General features: G+C 64.2%; 20 protein-coding genes. 13 read left to right on the top strand and 7 right to left on the bottom strand.

The features are described from left to right. Positions 1-130 precede the first annotated feature (130 nt). Genes AC2FNZ_RS11235 through AC2FNZ_RS11250 form a run of 4 tightly spaced genes read left to right on the top strand, consistent with a single transcriptional unit; the run spans position 131 to position 4291 of the window. Positions 131-1369, top strand: a complete 1239-nt coding sequence (locus AC2FNZ_RS11235) for an oligosaccharide flippase family protein (RefSeq protein WP_496840690.1) — start codon at positions 131-133, stop codon at positions 1367-1369. Then, on the top strand, positions 1366-2286 hold the full coding sequence (locus tag AC2FNZ_RS11240) for a glycosyltransferase family 2 protein (protein WP_496840691.1): 921 nt from the start codon (positions 1366-1368) through the stop codon (positions 2284-2286). The genes AC2FNZ_RS11235 and AC2FNZ_RS11240 overlap by 4 nt, the downstream gene beginning before the upstream one ends. Before the next feature lie 20 nt (positions 2287-2306). After that, positions 2307-3293, top strand: coding sequence for a glycosyltransferase family 2 protein (locus tag AC2FNZ_RS11245; protein WP_496840692.1), 987 nt, complete (start codon positions 2307-2309; stop codon positions 3291-3293). A 14-nt stretch (positions 3294-3307) separates the two neighbouring features. Beyond that, entirely contained in the window at positions 3308-4291 is a 984-nt protein-coding gene (locus tag AC2FNZ_RS11250) for a glycosyltransferase family 4 protein (protein WP_496833701.1), read from the top strand. 17 nt (positions 4292-4308) lie between these two features. Here AC2FNZ_RS11250 and AC2FNZ_RS11255 read toward each other — a convergent pair whose 3' ends face one another. The 6 genes from AC2FNZ_RS11255 to AC2FNZ_RS11280 all read right to left on the bottom strand — a co-directional run bounded on the left by AC2FNZ_RS11255 (position 4309) and on the right by AC2FNZ_RS11280 (position 10177). After that, on the bottom strand, positions 4309-4731 hold the full coding sequence (locus AC2FNZ_RS11255) for a GNAT family N-acetyltransferase (protein ID WP_496840693.1): 423 nt from the start codon (positions 4729-4731) through the stop codon (positions 4309-4311). Positions 4732-4775: 44 nt separating this feature from the next. Then, positions 4776-6053, bottom strand: coding sequence for an MGH1-like glycoside hydrolase domain-containing protein (locus tag AC2FNZ_RS11260; protein ID WP_496840694.1), 1278 nt, complete (start codon positions 6051-6053; stop codon positions 4776-4778). A 10-nt stretch (positions 6054-6063) separates the two neighbouring features. Further along, positions 6064-7104: an ABC transporter ATP-binding protein gene (locus tag AC2FNZ_RS11265; protein ID WP_496840695.1), complete on the bottom strand. Its 1041-nt coding sequence runs from the start codon at positions 7102-7104 to the stop codon at positions 6064-6066. 21 nt (positions 7105-7125) lie between these two features. Then, positions 7126-7965, bottom strand: a complete 840-nt coding sequence (locus AC2FNZ_RS11270) for a carbohydrate ABC transporter permease (RefSeq protein WP_170341552.1) — start codon at positions 7963-7965, stop codon at positions 7126-7128. Continuing rightward, positions 7962-8807, bottom strand: a complete 846-nt coding sequence (locus tag AC2FNZ_RS11275; RefSeq protein WP_170341551.1) for a carbohydrate ABC transporter permease — start codon at positions 8805-8807, stop codon at positions 7962-7964. Before AC2FNZ_RS11275 ends, AC2FNZ_RS11270 begins: the two co-directional genes overlap by 4 nt. 101 nt (positions 8808-8908) lie before the next feature. After that, complete coding sequence (locus tag AC2FNZ_RS11280; RefSeq protein ID WP_496840696.1) at positions 8909-10177, bottom strand: ABC transporter substrate-binding protein; 1269 nt, start codon at positions 10175-10177, stop codon at positions 8909-8911. A gap of 246 nt (positions 10178-10423) precedes the next feature. Here AC2FNZ_RS11280 and AC2FNZ_RS11285 point away from each other — a divergent pair, with 246 nt between their 5' ends. Next, complete coding sequence (locus AC2FNZ_RS11285) at positions 10424-11437, top strand: LacI family DNA-binding transcriptional regulator (RefSeq protein ID WP_496840697.1); 1014 nt, start codon at positions 10424-10426, stop codon at positions 11435-11437. Positions 11438-11441: 4 nt separating this feature from the next. On the opposite strand, the gene AC2FNZ_RS11290 is transcribed toward AC2FNZ_RS11285, so the two are convergent. After that, complete coding sequence (locus tag AC2FNZ_RS11290; RefSeq protein ID WP_093963326.1) at positions 11442-11807, bottom strand: winged helix-turn-helix transcriptional regulator; 366 nt, start codon at positions 11805-11807, stop codon at positions 11442-11444. 128 nt (positions 11808-11935) lie between these two features. Here AC2FNZ_RS11290 and AC2FNZ_RS11295 point away from each other — a divergent pair, with 128 nt between their 5' ends. The 8 genes from AC2FNZ_RS11295 to ureC all read left to right on the top strand — a co-directional run bounded on the left by AC2FNZ_RS11295 (position 11936) and on the right by ureC (position 19017). Next, the gene (locus AC2FNZ_RS11295; protein WP_093963753.1) at positions 11936-12544 is read left to right on the top strand and encodes an NAD(P)H-dependent oxidoreductase; all 609 of its coding nucleotides are present in this window, start codon (positions 11936-11938) and stop codon (positions 12542-12544) included. Beyond that, entirely contained in the window at positions 12531-13250 is a 720-nt protein-coding gene (locus AC2FNZ_RS11300; protein WP_496840698.1) for a glutathione S-transferase family protein, read from the top strand. Before AC2FNZ_RS11295 ends, AC2FNZ_RS11300 begins: the two co-directional genes overlap by 14 nt. A gap of 223 nt (positions 13251-13473) precedes the next feature. Next, positions 13474-15453, top strand: coding sequence for a bifunctional 2',3'-cyclic-nucleotide 2'-phosphodiesterase/3'-nucleotidase (locus AC2FNZ_RS11305; protein ID WP_496840699.1), 1980 nt, complete (start codon positions 13474-13476; stop codon positions 15451-15453). A gap of 311 nt (positions 15454-15764) precedes the next feature. Further along, entirely contained in the window at positions 15765-16532 is a 768-nt protein-coding gene (locus AC2FNZ_RS11310) for an urease accessory protein UreD (protein ID WP_496840700.1), read from the top strand. Between the two features lies 1 nt (position 16533). Continuing rightward, entirely contained in the window at positions 16534-16836 is a 303-nt protein-coding gene (locus AC2FNZ_RS11315; protein WP_005976933.1) for an urease subunit gamma, read from the top strand. Positions 16837-16847: 11 nt separating this feature from the next. Continuing rightward, positions 16848-17006 carry a hypothetical protein gene (locus AC2FNZ_RS11320; RefSeq protein ID WP_170341545.1) on the top strand — a complete coding sequence of 53 codons (159 nt, stop codon included), beginning with the start codon at positions 16848-16850 and terminating at the stop codon, positions 17004-17006. After that, on the top strand, positions 17003-17308 hold the full coding sequence (locus AC2FNZ_RS11325; RefSeq protein ID WP_170341542.1) for an urease subunit beta: 306 nt from the start codon (positions 17003-17005) through the stop codon (positions 17306-17308). Before AC2FNZ_RS11320 ends, AC2FNZ_RS11325 begins: the two co-directional genes overlap by 4 nt. Beyond that, a complete protein-coding gene (gene ureC, locus AC2FNZ_RS11330) occupies positions 17308-19017 on the top strand; it encodes an urease subunit alpha (protein ID WP_496840701.1) in 1710 nt (569 codons plus the stop codon). Before AC2FNZ_RS11325 ends, ureC begins: the two co-directional genes overlap by 1 nt. The last annotated feature ends 15 nt before the right edge of the window (positions 19018-19032 follow it).

The following is a 19032-nucleotide window of genomic DNA, read 5'->3' on the forward strand; positions in this document are numbered from 1 at the left end:
GATGGCGGCTTGTCCCATTCGGATAGGTGCCTCTCCGAACGGTCCCCAGCCCCGTCCGACCGCGTCCGGGACACAGACCCTGGCCACCCGTAAAACGGAACCAACAACTGTTTTTTGGGATAACGGCGTCATGACGCACAGCTTTGCACAATCCGGTTTTCTGCGGCACCTGTTGGCCTACACCGCCTCCGAAGTGGCGGCCAAGGCGTCGCGCCTGGTCGTCGTGGTGGCCGTTGCCCGTACCCTCAGCCCCGAAGCGATCGGTCTGGCCGCAGCGGCTCTGGCGGCGGGCGACATTCTCAAGGCGCTGACCGAGAACGGGGTGAACCAGCGTATCATTCAAGCCCCGTCCGAGGAACTGGCACAGCGGTGCAACACGGCGCACCGCATCTTCTGGGTCTGGTGCTCGGGGCTGTGCCTGCTGCAACTGGCGGTCGCAGCGGCACTGTTCGTCATGGGCCACGCAATGCTGGCGATGCTGCTGGCGGTGCTGGCCGGGGAATACCTGTTCATGCCGGCGGGCCTGGTTCAGGCCGCACTGGCGATGCGCGAGGGCAAGCTGCAGCAGACCGCCGCGATCGCGGGCGGGCAAGTCGTGGGGGCCAATGCCCTGACGGCGCTGCTGGCGGTGGTCTGGGCCTCGCCTCTGGCATTGGTTCTGCCGCGCCTGCTGACTGCACCTGTCTGGCTTGTGCTGATGCGCCGCCTGCGTCGGTGGTCGCCTGATCGTCGGGCTGGGTTTGCAGCCTTGAAACCTTTCGTGGGCTATGGCTGGGCCGTTCTGGGCGTCGAGCTGGTCAAGGTTCTGCGCCTGCAGGCCGACAAGCTGGTGGTGGGCGCCATGCTGGGCGCCGAGGCGCTTGGTATCTATTTCATGGCTTTCAATGCGGGGCTTGGGCTGGCCACTTCGTTCACCCAAGCCTTCTCGGTCGTTCTGTTCCCGCATCTGTGCGCGGCCGAGGACAAGAACGGGGCGCTGCGCCATGGGCTGGGCCTGTCGCTGCTGATCCTGACGCCGCTGGTTCTGCTGCAGGCGGCTTTGGCCCCGGTCTATGTGCCGCTGCTGCTGGGACAGGGCTGGACCGAGATCGCCCCGGTGGTGTCGGTTCTGTGCCTTGCAGCCCTGCCGACGGTGATCTGGTCGGCGGTCGCCGGTTGGCTGCGGTCGGAAAACCGCCCCGTCACCGAATTGCGGGTCAGCACGGTTCTGGCCGCGGGCCTGATCGCCAACACGGCCCTGATGGCGCCGCTGGGCCTGATGCCCGTCGCCGTCGGGTACGTCTGCACCTGCAGCGCCATCATGCTGGCCGCATCCTGGGCGCTGCTGCCGCGGGGTTCTGCAATCACTCAGGAGGCGCGCGCCCAATGACCCGGTTTTCCATCATCGTTCCCTTCCACAATGACGCGGCAACCATTGCCGCCACCCTGAATAGCCTGCTGGGGCAGAGCTTTGCGGATTTCGAACTCATCTGCGTGGGCGACAAGCCCTCGCGCCAGACGACCGAAGTTGTCCGGCAATTTTGCGCGCGCGACGCCCGGGTGCGGGTTGAGGTCAACCCCAATCGCGGCCCCAGCTCTGCGCGCAACCATGGTGCAACTGTGGCCACCGGCGACATCCTCGCGTTCTGCGACGCGGATGACCTGTGGGTCACCGACAAGCTGGCCCAACTGGACCGGTTGTTTGCAGATACCTGCATTGATGCGGCCTTTGGCCAGATCGGGTTCTTTTCCGAAACCCTCGGCGATTGTCCGACGCGCTCAACGGTTCCCACCGATCCCCTGACCATTCCTGACCTGCTGGCGGAAAACGCGGTGTGCACGATGTCGAACCTTGCAGTGCGCCGCCTGGTGTTCGCTGCTGTCGGCGGGCTGAACCCGGCTGCGGTCCACAACGAAGATCTCGAGCTGCTGATCCGCTTGGCGGGCGAAGGCCACGTGATCATCGGGGTTGACCGCCTGCAGGTCTGGTACCGGACCAGCGGCAGCGGTCTGTCTTCGGACCTCGAGGCGATGCGGGCCGGGCGCGCACGGGCGGTTGCAACGGCGGCCCGCTATGGCGTTGCGCCGTCGCCCGCATCCGAGGCGATCTACATGCGGTATCTGGCCCGGCGCGCACTGCGTCTGGGCGCGGAACCGTCGATGGCCCGCGCCTATGCCCGCGCCGGTCTGGCGCTGAGCGCGCGCAGCTTTCTCAACCCAATCCGCCGCGGTGTGCCCACTGCACTTGGCGCGGCACTGGCCCCCGCCCTGCCCCGCCCGATCCGTCAGGCGCTGTTTGCCCGCTGATTCCAACCAGGAGACCAAAAATGCCTCAGGCATCCATCATCGTTCCCGCCTACAACACCGCCGCGACCCTGACCGAGACTCTGGCCTCGCTTCTGTCGCAGACCCATGATGATTTCGAAATCATCATCGTGGATGACGGCTCGCAGGACGAAACCCCCGCCATTGCCCGCGCCCATGCGACCGACCCCAAAGTGCGGGTGATCCGGCAGGAAAACCGCGGCTTGGCCGGGGCGCGCAATACTGGCATCGCGGCCGCTCGGGGAGAGTTCGTCGGCTTCTGCGACGCCGACGACTTGTGGCTGCCCGAAAAGCTGGCCACCCATGTGCGTCACCTGCAGGCCGAACCCGACCTTGCGATCAGCTATTCCGGCAGTGCCATGATCGACGAGGGTGGTCGGCTGATGCGCGTCCGTCAGTCGCCGCGCCTGCGGGACGTGACGGCGGCGCATGTCCTGAAACGCAACCCGATCGGCAATGGGTCGGCAGCGGTGATGCGCAAATCGGCCTTGCTGGATCTGGCCTACCGCCCCGCGTTCGAGACCAAGCGCGACTGGGTCTTTGACGAAACCTTTCGCCAGTCCGAGGACATCGAATGCTGGCTGCGGCTGATGTTGACGACGGATTGGCAAATCGCAGGCGTGCCGGGGTTGCTGACCCGCTACCGGATCCATGCGACTGGCCTGTCGGCGGCCTTGGACCGGCAGTTGCAGGCGTGGGAGCGGATGGTTGACAAGCTGCGTCCGCTGAACCCCGATTTCTTTGCCTGGCACGAGGCGGCGGCGCGCGCCTATCAGCTGCGCTATCTAGCGCGACGCGCGGTCAGCAATCTGGATGCGCACAAGGCTTGGGAGCTTGCGCAGCGGTCGATTTCAACCAGCGCCCGGCCCCCGATCGAAGAACCCGGCAAAACGTTGACCACCATCATCGCGGCCGCAGCCCTGCGCGCGGTCGGGCCGGCGCCTGTTGTTCAAGCCGGTCGCCTCATGCGCCGCCAGACTTCCATCTGAACCGAGGTTTCCAAATGTCCAAGATCACTGTTCTTCACCTTGTTGATGACACCACGGCCGGTGGGGTCATGCGTATGCTCGACCATCTTGCGCAGCTGCCCGAACTGGCCGACGAAGTCCACCAAGAGGTTCGCCCGGTCAAGCGGACCGCCTTCAGCTGGGGCAGTTTCGACGCCGATGTCATCGTATGCCACATCGCCCCCGGCTGGCGTTGCCTGCCGGCCTTCTCGGCCCTGCGGGCGATGCATCCCACCGCGCGGCTGGTGCATGTCGAACACAGCTATACCCGGTCTTTCACCGCCTTGAACGTGCCGCACAAGCGGCGGTTCTTTGCGATGCTGCGCGTGACCTATTCGTTGTTCGATCAGGTCATCGCCGTCAGCAAGGCGCAGGCCGGCTGGATGGCCGAACGTCGGTTGGCACCCGCATCCAAGCTGAGCGTGATCTCGCCCCAGGTTGACCTGGGCGCGGTTGCCCGCGCAGCCGGGCCGGTCGAGGCGGCCCGGGTCATCGGTGCGATCGGACGGCTCGAGCCGCAGAAAGGCTTCGATCTGCTGATCGAAGGATTTCGCATGTGCCCCAACCCCGATGCACGGCTTGTGATCTTTGGCGAAGGCAGCCAGCGCGACCGCCTTGCAGCCTTGGCCGCAGGCGATCGGCGGATCGAGTTTAGGGGCCACGCCGACGACCCGGCCGAAGCCTATCGGGCCGTGGACGTGGTGGCGATGCCCTCGCGGTGGGAGGCCTACGGGTTGGTGGCGGATGAGGCGCGCGCGGCGCGGCGTCCGGTCATCGTCAGCATGGTCGACGGTCTGCGTGACCGGATCGGGGCAAGCGGCGTGATCCCGTGCGGGTCCGATCCCAAGGCGTGGCGCAAATCGATCGAGGCAGTTCTGGCGGGTACGCCTCCGGTGGTTCCCGCCTTGGCGCCCAAGGCTGACAGATCCCGCTATGCAGAGCGGTGGCGGCAGGTGTTCGACCCGGCCAAAGGGTTTTGAGGGCGGCGTGGTGACGGCTACTGCAAGGTGTGCCACAAGAACCAGCGGCAATGTCCGGGCGGGCTTTGCGTGGGCGTGTTGGCCAGGCGACCAAAGGGCTCGAATCCCAAAGCCGTATAGAACTGCGCAGCGGCCGGGTTGGATGTGTCCAGCCACGCAGAATGACACCCGCGCTGGCGCGCCTCGGCAAAGGCGTGGTCCAGCAACTGCCGGCCCAAACCGCGGCGTCGATGGGCCGGGTCGACCCATAAGGTCTTGATCAGCAGCCACCCATAGGAGGTTGCGCCATGCAGGCCGCCCACCCGGTTGGCGCCGTCCTGCGCAATCAGCGTGATGCTGTCATTGACCCCTTGCGGCGCGGTGGCCCGCAATTCCGAAAGAAGGGCTTGCTCGACCCAGTCCTCCTGCCCCGGAGCGGAAACAATGGACGGGCCCGCCATCGGTCAGGCCCATGCCCGTTGAGTGGGGATCGGTGCGGCACCGCTCATGCCGGGGTAGTTTCTGCGTTCAGGATCTCGATCACCATCGCGGCCGTCCAGGTAAAGCTGCTGCCGCCGCAGGGTTCGGCAGTGACCGGGTCGTAATATTCGGCAAAGCCGCTTTGCTCGATCAGGCGCAGGCTGTCGTCGACGATCCGCTGCACGATCCGGGTCTGGCCTGCGCGTTTCAGCCCATCGGCGATCATGTAATTCACGATCAGCCAGACCGGGCCGCGCCAGTACCTTAGCCCGTCGAATTCAGGGGCGGCCGGATCGTGGCTGGGCACCAGATACGGGACGGCGGTACCGATGGCGTCCAACCGCTGGGCAATGGCTTGCGTGCGGTGCTCGGGGATGGGACAGAACGCCGCCAGCAACCCGCCGATCGAGGGGCTGTCGATCAACTCCCCGGTGACCCGATCAAAGCACAGATATTGCCCGCGGGTCTCGCTCCACAGGGCGTCCATCGCCGCGATGCCCGCTTGCGCAAAGGCGCGCGAGGCGCTTGCGATCTCGGCCTCGCCCAGGTCGTCGGCCAGCGCGGCAAGGTCGAGGCACGAGCGGATCAGGATCGCGTTGAATCCCGGGTCCACGACCCGGAACGGCGAGGCGTCATGAAGCCTGGAATTGTCCCAGCCAAGGCCGCGGAAATGTTGCACCAGCCAGATATAGCGGCGGTATTCTTCATCGGTCGGCCTGTGCGCTGGGTTGGCGTGGGCCACGTCGCGACGCTGGAACGGGGCCACGCCCTCGGTCGGGACCCGGGCCAGCGCCGCGTCCCAATCGACCGAGTTGTCACGCCCCGATTCCCACGGGTGGATGATGGCGACCAGTCCGGTGCCCTGCGGGTCACGGTTCGTATAGAACCATCGGTGCCAGGCGTGGATCTTGGGCAGCAGGGCGCTGGCCCGCGCATCGGCCAGCCCCCGGTTTTTCGCCCGCCCATGGATCCGCCGTACGGCGAACCCGGCCACCGCCGGCTGCGTGATGCCCGAGGTCGGAACCGCGCGGCCCGTGGCCCAGACATCCGGCCCCGGGAAATAGCCGTCATTCATCTCGTGGAAGATGATATGCGGCACCATGCCGTCATCCCACTGATGCCGGAACAAGGTCTCGATCTCGCGCCAGGCGCGCGCCTCGTCGAAATGCGAGAACCCAAGGGCGCTGAGCGCGCTGTCCCAGTTCCACTGGAACGGATAGAGGCCGTGGGTGGGCACCGTGTAGTCGCCCCGGTCGTTTCGGGCCAGAACGGCGCGGGCCTGTTCGATCAGATCCTGTTTCATTGCGCGTTCCTCAGGCTACGGCCAGGGTTGTTTCGGGGTCGAACCAGCGCACCCGGTCGGGCTGCGGGGCCAGGGTCAGGGTGTCGCCGCGGCGAACGTTCAGATCGCTGTCCAGAACCGCGCGGAACAGGGCGCCGTCCACGCTGCAGGTGACCAGAAGGTGCGCGCCCAGGGGTTCAACCACCTTGACCGTGGCGGCCAGGCCCGTGTCGGCCGGGCGCAGATCCTCGGGGCGGATGGCGAAATGCAGCGGCGTGGTCCGGGACGGCCCGTCGATGGTCTGACCCGCGACTGTCCATTTGCCGTCTCCGGTCGGGGTGGCGGGCAGAAAGTTCATCGGCGGATTGCCGATGAACCCCGCCACGAACTCGGCCGCCGGGTTGCGGTAGACTTCGATCGGCGAGGCCGCCTGAACGATCTTGCCCTGATGCATCACGCTGATCCGGTCGGCCATGCTCATGGCTTCGACCTGGTCGTGGGTGACGTAGATGGCGGTGGTGTTGCTTTCGGCCAGAACGCCCTTGAGCTCGGCCCGCATCTCCATACGCAGCAGCGCGTCGAGGTTCGACAGCGGCTCGTCCATCAGGATCACGTCGGGCTCCATCGCCAGGGCGCGGGCCACGGCGACGCGTTGGCGCTGACCGCCGGACAGCTCGCCGGAATAGCGCCCCAGCAGCTGGTCGATATGCATCAGACCCGCCGTGCGCTCGACCCGGCGCTTGACCTCGTCATTGGGCAGTTTCTGCATCCGCAGGCCGAACCCGATGTTTTCAAACACGGTCAGGTGCGGGAACACGGCATAGTTCTGGAACACCATGGCGATACCCCGATCCTTGGGCGGCAGGTGATCCACCCGGCGTCCGCCGATCCAAACCTCGCCCTCGGTCGCGGTTTCCAGACCGGCGATGATCCGCAGCAGCGTGGTCTTGCCGCAGCCCGATGCCCCCAGCAGAACCATGAATTCCTGGTCCTGGATGGTCAGGTTGATGTCGTGCAGCGCCTGATAGCTGCCAAAGCGTTTTGCGACATTCTTGATTTGAATTTCTGCCATTATTCCAACTCCTTGGGGCTGTCAGCGGTTGGCGATGCCCCACATGGCGAACAGGTATTTGCGCACGGCGAAGATGAAGATCAGTGCCGGAACGACCAGGATGAAACCGCCCGCGAATTTCAGATGCAGCGGCGAGGTGTCGAGGTTCTGCAACAAAAAGGCCGTCAGGGTCCGGTTCTCGATCGTCAAGACAGCGGCGGCGAACACCTCGTTCCAAGAGATCACGAAAGCGAAGATGGCCGAGGCCGTGATCCCCGGCAGGATCAACGGCAGCACCACCTTGGTGAAGGCGGTCAGCCGGGTGCAGCCCAGCGTCCAGGCGGCCTCTTCCAGTTCCAGCGGGATGCCGGAAAACAGCGAGAACGTGATCAGCACCGCAAACGGGATGGCCAGCGTGGTGTGCACCAGCGACAGGCCGAATACTGTGTCATCCAGCCCGGTCTGGATGAACATCACCGCCAAGGGCAGCGCCAGCAGCGGCAGCGGAAAGGCGCGGGTCAGCAGGATCAGCAGGCGGAACGCCTCTTTCCCGCGAAAGTCGAACCGTGACAGGGCATAGCCGGCCGGCGCGCCGATCAGGATCGACATGATCATCGTCAGCCCGGCCACCAGGATCGAGTTCTTGAGCGCGGTCAGGATGCCCGCGAAACCGGCAAAGAACCCAAGGCTGCCCAGGTCGAATTCGGGGATGAACGGCTTGGGAAAGCTGTTCACCGTTTCCGGCGAGGACAGCGTGTTGATCAGCAGGAAATACAGCGGCACCAGCACCCAGGCGCAAAGCAGCACCACCGCGGCGATGTAGACATAGCGGCCGGCCCGGCGCGTATCGGGCGCGGCGACATCGGTCGTGACGGTCGTCATATCGTGGCTCCTTTCGGGACACGCAGGGCGCGCAGGATGATCAGGGTGAACCCGATCGAGATGGCGAGGATGATCAGCGCCATCGCCGCCGCTGCGCCGCTGTCAAGCAGGTCGAATTGATAGGCGTAGGTTTCGCTCATGAGGACGGGGAACAGGGTTCCCCCCAGGGCCAGCACCACGGCGAAGACCTCGAAGGCCAGGATCACGCGCAGCACCAGTGCCGTCTGCAGCGACGGGCGCAGCAGCGGCAGCGTGATGCGGGTGAAGCGTTTCCAGGGTGACGCGCCAAAGACCTCAGCCGCCTCATAATATTCCTTGGGGATCAGGCCGATCCCGGCCACCAGGATCACCAGCATGATCGCCGTGGCGCGCCAGATCTCGGCCAGGGCGATGGCCAGGAACACCACGCCGGGGTGCTGATAGCTGAGGAAATTTACCGGCCGGTCCACCACGCCCAGCCCAGAAAGCATGGAGTTCAGGAAGCCCGACTGTTCGAAGATTGCCAGCCAGATGATGCCCGCGGCCAGATCCGAGATCCCCAGCGGGATGGTCCAGACATACAGCACCAGGTCGCGCCCGCGCTGCATCTTGTTGACCATCGTGGCCATCAGTAGCGCCAGCGCCAGTTGCACTGGAACCACCGCCGCCGCCAGCAGCAGCGTGTTCTGCAGCGAGATCGGGAATTTCCAGTACCCGACCACCTGCCGGAAATTGTCCAGCGTGAATCCGTCGCCGGTGTTGAAAGCCTGCTTGGCGACAAGGACGAAAGGATACAGAAAGAACAGGCAGAGAAACGCCGTCACGGGCAGGATCAGCACATAGGGCAACACACGAGCGTTCATCAGATCGCTCCTTTCCTTGCGGAAGTTCCGGTGGTTTTGGGCAGAGAGGTCGGGGGACACCGGGCCTGCGACAAGCCCGGTGTCGGGATCAGGTCAGACCCTTATTCGACGGGGCACGGACCGTCCGAAGGCGCATCCGGAGCCCAGCAGGGCGCGCCGGTCTCCTGCATGATCGCCTCCAATGCGCCTTTCTGATCGTCCAGCACGGTGCGGATGTCCTGACCGCCCAGTACGATCCGCTCGAACGCATCGGTATAGACACGGTTGAAGTCACCGCCCTTGTCGCCCAGTCCTGCGGGCAGCAGCCCGGGGTTGGCATCAGCCGAGCCACTCATCTTGGCGACCGCGTCGCCTGCGGCCTTTACGGCTGGCGGCAGGTCGGCGGGCAGGTCAACCGCGACGACCGGGAAGAAGTTGGTGGCACGCAGCGTGGCGATCTGGGTTTCCGGCTTCATCATATAGGCGACCAGAGCTTTGGACGCTTCCATGTCCGGTGTGGTTTTGGGGATCGCAACACCAGCCAGAACCGGCATGAAGCCGCGCCCGGTCGGGCCCGCCGGGGCCGGGAAGGCCACGAAGTCATCAGGCCGCTCGTTGAAGGCCTGCGCCAGACGCGAGGTGTGGTCGAACACGATCCAGGCATCGCCCGACAACAGCTGTTCCTGCATGAACGAGAAGTTGGTCGAGGCCGGGTTGGTGTGGGTCCACAGCTCGCGGAATTTTTCCCACGCGGTCACGGCATCGTCGCTCGCAAAGGTCCGCACTACCCCGTTCGTATAGGACGGGTACAGATAGCCCTGGAAAAAGCGGTGCTTCAGGCCCTTGGGCCCGGCCGGGAAGCCGAATTTCGGCTCGCCGGCAGCCTCATGCGCGTTGGCGGCCCATTCGATCAGCTGGTCATAGGTCAGCGCATTGATGTCTGCGCCTTCGGGCAGGTACTGCAGCGCCTCTTTGTTGGCCGCCATGATATAGCTGGCTTGCATCCAGGGGATGTATTGCAGGCTGCCAGCTCCCAGGGTCGCCAGTTCGTTGAACGTGTCCGAGGCCGAGGCGATGCCCAGATCATCCAGGTCGACCAGATCATCGGGGTTCATGGCCGAGAAGTCGCCATGCAGCGCGCCCAGAACGCCGATCGTGCCCGAACCGGCCTGCAATTCGGCCTGCAGACGCGTCAGCCAGGGGCCGCCGTCATTGGGCTGGTAGTCCACGCCACCCTCGAAGCCTGAAAGAACCTGCTCGCGCATGGCCTGCGCCTCTTCGACCGGCTTGGCCTGCGTCGACCAGAACAGAACCTCGGCCTGCGCCACGTTTGTGACCAGGGCCAGAACAAGGCCGGATGCGGCACCGACCAGCTTGGATTGAATTGACATGGACTCCTCCCAGAGTTTCGATTGGGCCTTTTGCCCGTTCTGCCCGGCGGGGTCGGTTTGCTGTGCTTGTCGTGCGGCGACTCACCCCAGGCGATGCCGTTAGCATGATATAACGATATATCTTCCGTCAACGAATATTTTCCAAACGGTTGGCCCGAAGTTTAGAATTTTGTTGGAATTGCTCGTTGCAATACCTATCTGGGTTGGGCATTTTGATGATGCAACGATATATCAATAGTCCGAGAAATGCCCGCCAAACCCACCCTCGCCAGTGTCGCCAAAGCCGCCGGAGTCTCGATCCCGACGGTCAGTCAGGTGATGCGCGGCACCGGGCGGATTTCCGAGCAGACCCGCAAGAAAGTGCTGCAGGCGGCCGAGAACCTGCACTATGTCACTGACTCGCGCGCGGCGTCGATGCGATCGGGCGAGAACCGGGAAATCGGGTTCGTTCTGAACCAGTTCGCAAACCCGTTCAACGCCGAAGTGGTCAGCGGCGCTGTCGAACTGTTGGAGGCCGAGGGGTATCTGGTTTCGATCCTGGACACGCGCGACGACGCGGACCGGCAGGGCAAGCAATTGCGGGATTTCATCCGCAACGGGCGCGGCGGCCTGCTTTGGGTGCCTGCGCTGGAGACCACGGCAGAAACCCTTCAACTCTTGCGCACGCATGGTTTGCCCACGGTGACCTTTCTGCGCCATATCAGCCCCGATTTTGATCATGTGGGCATCAGAAATGCCGAAGCGACCGCGACCGCGACAAATCACTTGGCAGATCTTGGGCATCGACACATAGCATTTTTTGGCGGTATCGGCATGAACCCCGTTCGAAAGCAGCGCATATCCGGGTATCAGCGTACTCTGCAGGACTTGTCTTTGGGTCCGCCGATCATCTGGCCCTCACCTGACACCAAGCGTGCGGGTATGCAGGAGATGCTGAAGTTGCATGACGCCCATCCAGAGGTCACGGCGGTGGTCTGCAATGGGGACATGGTCGCTTTGGGGGCGTGTTTCGGTCTGATGCGGGCTGGGTTGCAGCCGGGGCGGGATGTTTCGATTGTTGGATTTGACGATACCGAGGATGCCTCGGTCGCAATTCCCGCGCTCAGTACCATGGCGGTTTCGCCAAAGCGGTTGGGCCGCAAGCTCGCGCGCACTCTGCTGGACAGGATAAAAGACCCTGACATGCCGGTAATCGTGTCCGAAGTTTCAGCCCGGTTCATCGCACGGGAAACCACGGGGCCGCTGCAGAAGGACCGCTGACGGATCAGGCGCGCGTATCCGGCAAGGTCTCGCTCCACTTCCGCAGCTCGTCCAGAAAACCCAGCGCGGTGCGTCCACGTTCGGTCACGGAGTACTGCACGGAAACCGGTGAGGTTTCGAGCACTTGGCGGAGTACCAGGCCCTGTTGCTCCAATTGGCGCAGGCGTTCGGCAATCATTTTTTTGCTGGCGCCGCCGATCATCCGCGCCAAGTCATTGAATCGCACTGGCTCGTCTTTGAGGTGCCACAGGATCGACCCGGTCCACTTGCCACCGATGATCCGCATGCCGCGCTCGATGGGGCATGGTTCGCGGCACGCGTCCACCGCTTGCCGCTTGCCTTGGTCGTCCTGTTCGATACGGGCACGCATCGCCTACTCCAGTCCAGTTTTAGGTTACAAAAAGTAAACTGGTTGCAATTCATCACTGCCGTTCTCAAGTTCGGTTTCACCCCAACCGAAGTCAAGGGGCAAGCAGTTTCAAAACCAAGGATATGGACATGAGCAAGATCCTGATCGTGAACGGTACGCAGCCTTATGAATTCGCACCTGGCCGCCTGAATGCGTCGCTGGTGCAACGGGCGCAGGACGCACTGACCGGAATGGGCCACGAGGTGAGCGTGACCACGGTTGCCGAAGGATACGACATCAATGCCGAGATTGACGCCCATGTCTGGGCGGATGTGGTCATCATGCAGTTTCCGGTGAACTGGATGGGTGTACCGTGGGTGTTCAAGAAATACATCGACGAGGTCTATACCGCGGGCATGGACGGCCGGTTGCTGGCCGGCGATGGCCGGACCGCCGAGGCGCCCGAGGCCAATTACGGCACCGGTGGCCTGCTGCACGGAACGAATTACATGCTGTCGGTCACCTTCAACGCCCCGAGCGAGGCGTTCGACAACCCGGCCGAGCCGTTCTTTGCCGGGGCCAGCGTCGATGACCTGCTGTGGCCCATGCACCTGAACGCCAAGTTTCTGGCGATGCAACCCCTGCCCACCTTCGCGGCTTTCGACGTGATGAAGAACCCCCGGATCGAGCAGGATTTCCAGCGGTTCGACGCGCATCTGAAAGAGCATTTCGAGGAGATCGCGCATGTCGCGGCCTGACATTCACCTCTACACCGCGGCCACGATGAATGGCTACAAACCGGTGATCTTTCTGGAAGAGGCAGGCGTACCCTACGACCTGACCCCTATCGACTTCTCCAAACAGGAACAAAAGACGCCCGCGTTCTTGTCGCTGAACCCCAACGGCAAGATCCCGGTGATCGAGGACCGGGCCGAAGGTCGAGCGATTTTCGAAAGCGGCGCGATCCTGTGGCACCTCGCGCAGAAATACGGTCAGTTTCTGCCCTCAGACCCCGCGCAGCAGTCCGAGGTGATGCAGTGGATGATGTTCCAGGTTGGGCATGTGGGTCCGATGATGGGCCAGGCGATGTATTTCCAGCATATTGCCGCACCCAATGGCCATACCGAGCCGTTCTCGATCCGCCGCTACGTGAACGAAAGCCGCCGCCTGATGGAGGTGATGAATGATCGCCTGAATGGGCGCGACTGGATCGCGGCAGACGAATACACGATCGCGGACATGATGCTGTACCCCTGGGCGCGGGCCTATGTCTGGGCGCGGGTTCAGGTCGATGACCTTCCGCAACTGAACGCATGGTTCGACCGCATTGATGCCCGGCCCGCAGTGCAGAAGGCGCTGACCATTCCCAAGGCCAATCCCCAGTTCTGGGATGCCACGGCTGATGCCAGCGCCTTTGCTCGGGAAAACGCCGCGCGGTTTGCCGGTGACGTGAAAAAGGACTGAGGCCTCGGCCCGGGTGCGCCAGCCCGGGCCCGCGCCACAGCACCTTGGGCGCCGCACGGCTCAAGCGCAGGTCGATGGCCGCGTGGACGCTTTACTCGGGTGTCAAAAGCGGTCAGTCTGAACCTTCGGTGCGCCGGGTGATCCCCTCGGATCGCGCTGTCACATCATTGTCGTCATAAACGTTCAGATGATGCGTCGACCAATTTATTTCGAGAGGTGCCTCATGACCCTATCCAGCAAATTCGCGATGTCGCGGCGTCAATTCATGGCCACGACCACGGCCGGCGTCGCCATGGTTTCCCTGCACCCGTTTTCCGCCGCTGCCGCAAACAATCAAGCGCATCTGCGGATCATGGAAACGACCGACATTCACGTTCACGTCTTTCCCTACGACTACTACGCCGACAAGCCGCGCGATACGGTGGGCCTGTCGCGCGCGGCCTCGATCATCAACCAGATCCGTGCCGAGGCCACCAACTCGATGCTGGTCGACAATGGCGACTTTCTTCAGGGCAACCCGATGGGCGATTACATCGCCTACGAGCGCGGCATGAACGATGGCGACACCCATCCGATCATCAATGCGTTCAACACATTGGGCTATGATGCCGCGACGCTGGGGAACCACGAGTTCAACTATGGCCTGAGCTTTCTGGAAAAATCGCTGGCCGGGGCGCAGTTCCCGATCGTGCTGGCCAATATCGCCAAGGAACAGGGTGCAAATCCGCGCGCGGACAAGACGCTGGTGCAGCCCTATGTCATTCTCGACCGCGAGATCGAGCTGGGCGATGGCAGCAAGCAGCCGATCCGCATCGGCGTTATCGGCTTCACCCCGCCGCAGATCATGAACTGGGACCGCCGCCACCTGGAAGGCAACGTGCAGGCCCGCGACATCGTCGAGACCGCCAAGGCCTATGTGCCCGAGATGAAAGAGCAAGGCTGCGATCTGATCCTGGCCCTGTCGCATTCGGGCATCGGCGCGGCCGATCACGCGGACGGGATGGAGAACGCCTCGGTCCCGCTGGCCGGGGTCGATGGCATCGACGCGCTGGTGACCGGGCACAACCACCTGGTCTTCCCCTCGCCCACCTTCGCCGACCGTGCGGGCGTTGACGTGGACAAAGGCACGCTGATGGGCAAGCCGGCCGTCATGGGCGGGTTCTGGGGGTCGCATCTGGGCGTGCTCGACCTGCTGCTGGAACGCGACGGCAACGAATGGCGCGTGGTCACCACCACCTCCGAGGCGCGGCCGATTTCGAAGCGCAACGAAGACCGCTCGATCACCGCACTGGTCGAGGACGACCCCAAAGTGCTGGCCTCGGTCGCGCAGGATCACGAGGAAACGCTGGCCTATGTGCGCCGCGCGGTGGGCAAGACCTCGGCGCCGCTGCACAGCTATTTCGCGCTGGTGGCCGACGACCCCTCGGTCCAGATCGTGTCGATCGCGCAGAAATGGTATGTCCAAGAGATGTTGAAAGGCACCGAGCACGAGGGCTTGCCCATCCTGTCGGCCGCGGCGCCGTTCAAGGCCGGTGGCCGGGGTGGACCCGAATACTATACCGACGTGCCAGTGGGCGATGTGGCGATCAAGAACGTGGCCGACCTGTATCTCTATCCCAACACCGTGCGCGCGGTGCGGGTGAACGGCGCGCAATTGCGCGGCTGGCTGGAGCGTTCGGCCGGGATGTTCAACCAGATCGAGCCGGGCGCCAAGGATGCGCTGCTGCTGAACCCCGAATTCCCCTCCTACAATTTCGACGTGATCGACGGTGTGACCTATCAGATCGACCTGTCTCAGCCCTCGCGCTTTGGCCCGAAGGGCGAAGAGGTCAACCCCGATGCGGCGCGCATCGTGAACCTGCAGTTCGACGGTGCCCCGGTGACCGACGACATGGAGTTCATCATCGCCACCAACAACTACCGCGCTTCCGGCGGCGGATCATTCCCGGGGGCGATGGGAGACACCATCGTGTTCGAGGCCCCGGACACCAACCGCGACGTGATCGTGCGCTATATCGTCGAACAAGGCACGATCGACCCCAAGGCTGACGGCAACTGGTCCTTCGCACCGCTGGGCGACACCACGGTTCTGTTTGAAACCGGTCCCAAGGCACGCGATTACATTAGCGACGTCAAGGGGTTGGCGCTGGAAGACGCAGGCGACGGGGCCGACGGCTTCGCGGCCTTCCGCATCACGCTCTGACCGGCGACAGACATCGGATCGGGCGGCCAAACTGGCCGTCCTTTTCTTTTGATTTGTGGCCGAGGGCCGGATTATCACACGCATTGGCGGGATGCTTATTTTTCAGGCGATAGGGGAAAAAATGCCCAGGAATTGGGCGAACGAGTGTTCTGACCCAATTGCCTCTGCCGGGCTGCGCTGACTCGAGGAAAAGGCTGTGGTGCTTTCGCATCCGACAGTCCTCTCGCTCGGAGCTTCCAATAACCTCTTTGTCCGCAATAACTCCCGCGCAAGCGATCGCCGCGCCCCCCCGAGCCGTCGGGCGGGGTGTTGTGTCCGTGGTTGGCCGCGCGGGCCGGACCGAGTTGCGGGACCTGCGCCAGCAGGGGTCGCTGAAGTTGCTGTTTCCTCGGCGTGATGGCGCGGACATGCAAGCGGTGCTGATCAACACCGCCGGCGGCGTCACCGGCGGAGACAGTTTTGACCTTTCCGCTACCGCTCAGGCAGATGCAGATCTGACCCTGACCACGCAGGCGGCCGAGCGCGCTTATCGCGCGTCCGGAGCAGTTCCGGGCCGGATTCGGACACATCTGACTGTGGCAACAGGCGGCCAGTTGAACTGGCTTCCGCAGGAAACAATCCTGTTCGATGGTTGCGCGATCGACCGCCGCCTGCGTGTCGATCTGGCCCTCGATGCCGGCCTGCTGTTGGTGGAATCCCTGATCTTCGGACGCGCCGCAATGGGCGAGCAGGTCACGTCGGCCCACTTCCAAGATCGCATCGAAATCTGGCGCGCGGGCCGGTTGGGCCATCTGGACGCGCTGCGCCTGACCGGTGATCTGGCGGAGGAAATGGCCCGGCCGGGCGTTGGCGGCGGCGCAGGCGCGCTCAGCAGCCTGATACTGATCCGCCCGGATGCCGCCGCGCATCTGGACCCGATCCGCGCGGCCTTGCCTGACACCGGCGGCGTCAGCCTTGTGGGTGACGACATGCTGTTGATGCGCCTGCTGGCGCCCGACGGTTTCACGCTGCGCCAGACCCTTGTGCCGTTACTGAACCGGCTGACCCGCAATTCCCTGCCAAGACCCTGGATGATCTGACATGCAACTCTCGCCGCGTGAAAAAGACAAACTGCTGATTGCCATGGCCGCCGAGGTGGCGCGCAAGCGCCTGGCCCGAGGCGTGCGCCTGAACTACCCCGAGGCCATCGCGCTGATCACCGATGCCGTGGTCGAGGGTGCCCGCGACGGCCGCTCGGTCGCCGACATGATGGAGGCCGGCGCGCAGGTCATCACCCGCGATCAGTGCATGGACGGCATCCCCGAGATGATCCACGAGGTGCAGGTTGAGGCGACGTTCCCCGACGGCACCAAGCTGGTCACCGTTCACAACCCCATCCGCTGAAGGAGATGACGATGAGAAACCTGGCTTCCCTGCCCTTCGCCCTGATGGCCGCGCCCGCGCTGGCGCATGACGGGCCGCACCTGCACCCGCATGACTCAGGCACCTGGCTGGTGCTGGTCCTGCTGCTGGCGATCGGCGGCGTCGCATTCTGGCTGAAGGCACGCAAATGATCCCCGGAGAGGTCATCACCGCCCCCGGCGAGATCGAGCTGAACGCGGGCGCGACGGCGATCACCCTGATGGTGGCCAATACCGGCGACCGGCCCGTGCAGGTGGGCTCGCACTATCATTTCGCCGAAACCAATCCGGCGCTGGACTTCGACAGGGCCGCCGCCCACGGCATGCGGCTGGACATCGCCGCCGGAACCGCCGTGCGTTTCGAACCCGGCCAGCGGCGCGAGGTGCAGCTGATCCCGATCGGCGGCGCGCGGCGCGTGTTCGGGTTCAACGGCGCAGTCATGGGAGACCTCTGATGCCAGCCCGGATTAAACGTTCCGACTATGCCGCCATGTACGGCCCTACCACGGGCGACAAGGTGCGGCTGGCTGATACCGACCTGATCGTCGAGGTCGAGCGCGACCTGACCACCTATGGCGAAGAGGTCAAGTTCGGCGGCGGCAAGGTGATCCGCGACGGCATGGGCCAGTCGCAGGCCACCCGCGCCGAAGGGGCGGTGGACACCGTGATCACCAATGCGCTGATCGTTGACTGGACGGGCATCTACAAGGCGGATGTGGGCCTCAAAGACGGGCGCATCGCCAAGATTGGCAAGGCGGGCAACCCCGACACGCAGCCCGGCGTCGATATCATCATCGGCCCCGGCACCGAGGCCATCGCCGGCGAGGGCCGCATCCTGACCGCCGGCGGGTTCGACAGCCACATCCATTTCATCTGCCCGCAACAGATCGAGGATGCGCTGCATTCCGGCCTGACCACCATGCTGGGCGGCGGCACCGGCCCGGCGCATGGCACGCTGGCCACCACCTGCACGCCCGGCCCCTGGCATATCGGACGCATGCTGCAGGCGGCCGATGCCTTTCCGATGAACCTGGCCTTTGCGGGCAAGGGCAACGCCTCGCAACCGGCGGCCCTGCGCGAACAGGTCCTGGCCGGGGCCTGCGCCCTGAAACTGCACGAGGACTGGGGCACCACCCCTGCGGCCATCGATTGCTGCCTGTCGGTGGCCGACGAGATGGACGTGCAGGTGATGATCCACACCGATACCCTGAACGAAAGCGGGTTCGTAGAAAACACCGTGGCCGCCATGAAAGGCCGCACGATCCACGCCTTCCACACCGAAGGTGCAGGCGGCGGCCACGCCCCCGACATCATCAAGATCTGCGGCGAGGCGCATGTGCTGCCCTCCTCGACCAACCCGACCCGGCCCTTTACGGTGAACACGGTCGAAGAGCATCTGGACATGCTGATGGTCTGCCATCACCTCGACAAATCCATCCCCGAGGACGTGGCCTTTGCTGAAAGCCGCATCCGGCGCGAGACCATCGCGGCCGAGGACATTCTGCACGACATGGGCGCGTTCAGCATCATCGCGTCCGACAGCCAGGCGATGGGCCGCGTGGGAGAGGTGCTGATCCGCACCTGGCAGACCGCCGACAAGATGAAGAAACAACGTGGGCGCCTCCCGGAAGAAACCGGTGAAAACGACAACTTCCGCGTGCGCCGCTATATCGCGAAATACACGATCAACCCGGCCATCGCGCACGGGCTTGGTACCCATATCGGCAGCGTCGAGGAAGGCAAACGCGCCGATCTGGTGCTGTGGAACCCCGCCTTTTTCGGCGTGAAGCCCGAGATGGTGCTGCTGGGCGGCAGCATCGCCTGTGCGCAGATGGGCGACCCGAACGCTTCGATCCCCACGCCTCAGCCGGTCTATTCGCGGCCGATGTGGGGGGCCTATGGCCGCTCGGTCGAACAGGGCGCGGTCACCTTCGTGTCGGAAGCCGCCCAAGAGGACGGCATCGCCGCGCGTCTGGGCCTTGCCAAGCAGACCGTCGCCGTGCGCAACACCCGCGCGATCGGCAAGCGCGATCTGCGGCTGAACGACGCCCTGCCCGAGATCGAGGTGAACCCCGAAACCTACGAGGTGCGCGCCGACGGCGAATTGCTGACCTGCCAGCCCGCCGAAACCCTGCCCATGGCGCAACGCTATTTCCTGTTCTGAAAAGGGATGCCCCCA

This window comes from Ruegeria sp. SAZA006, from assembly GCF_059613465.1.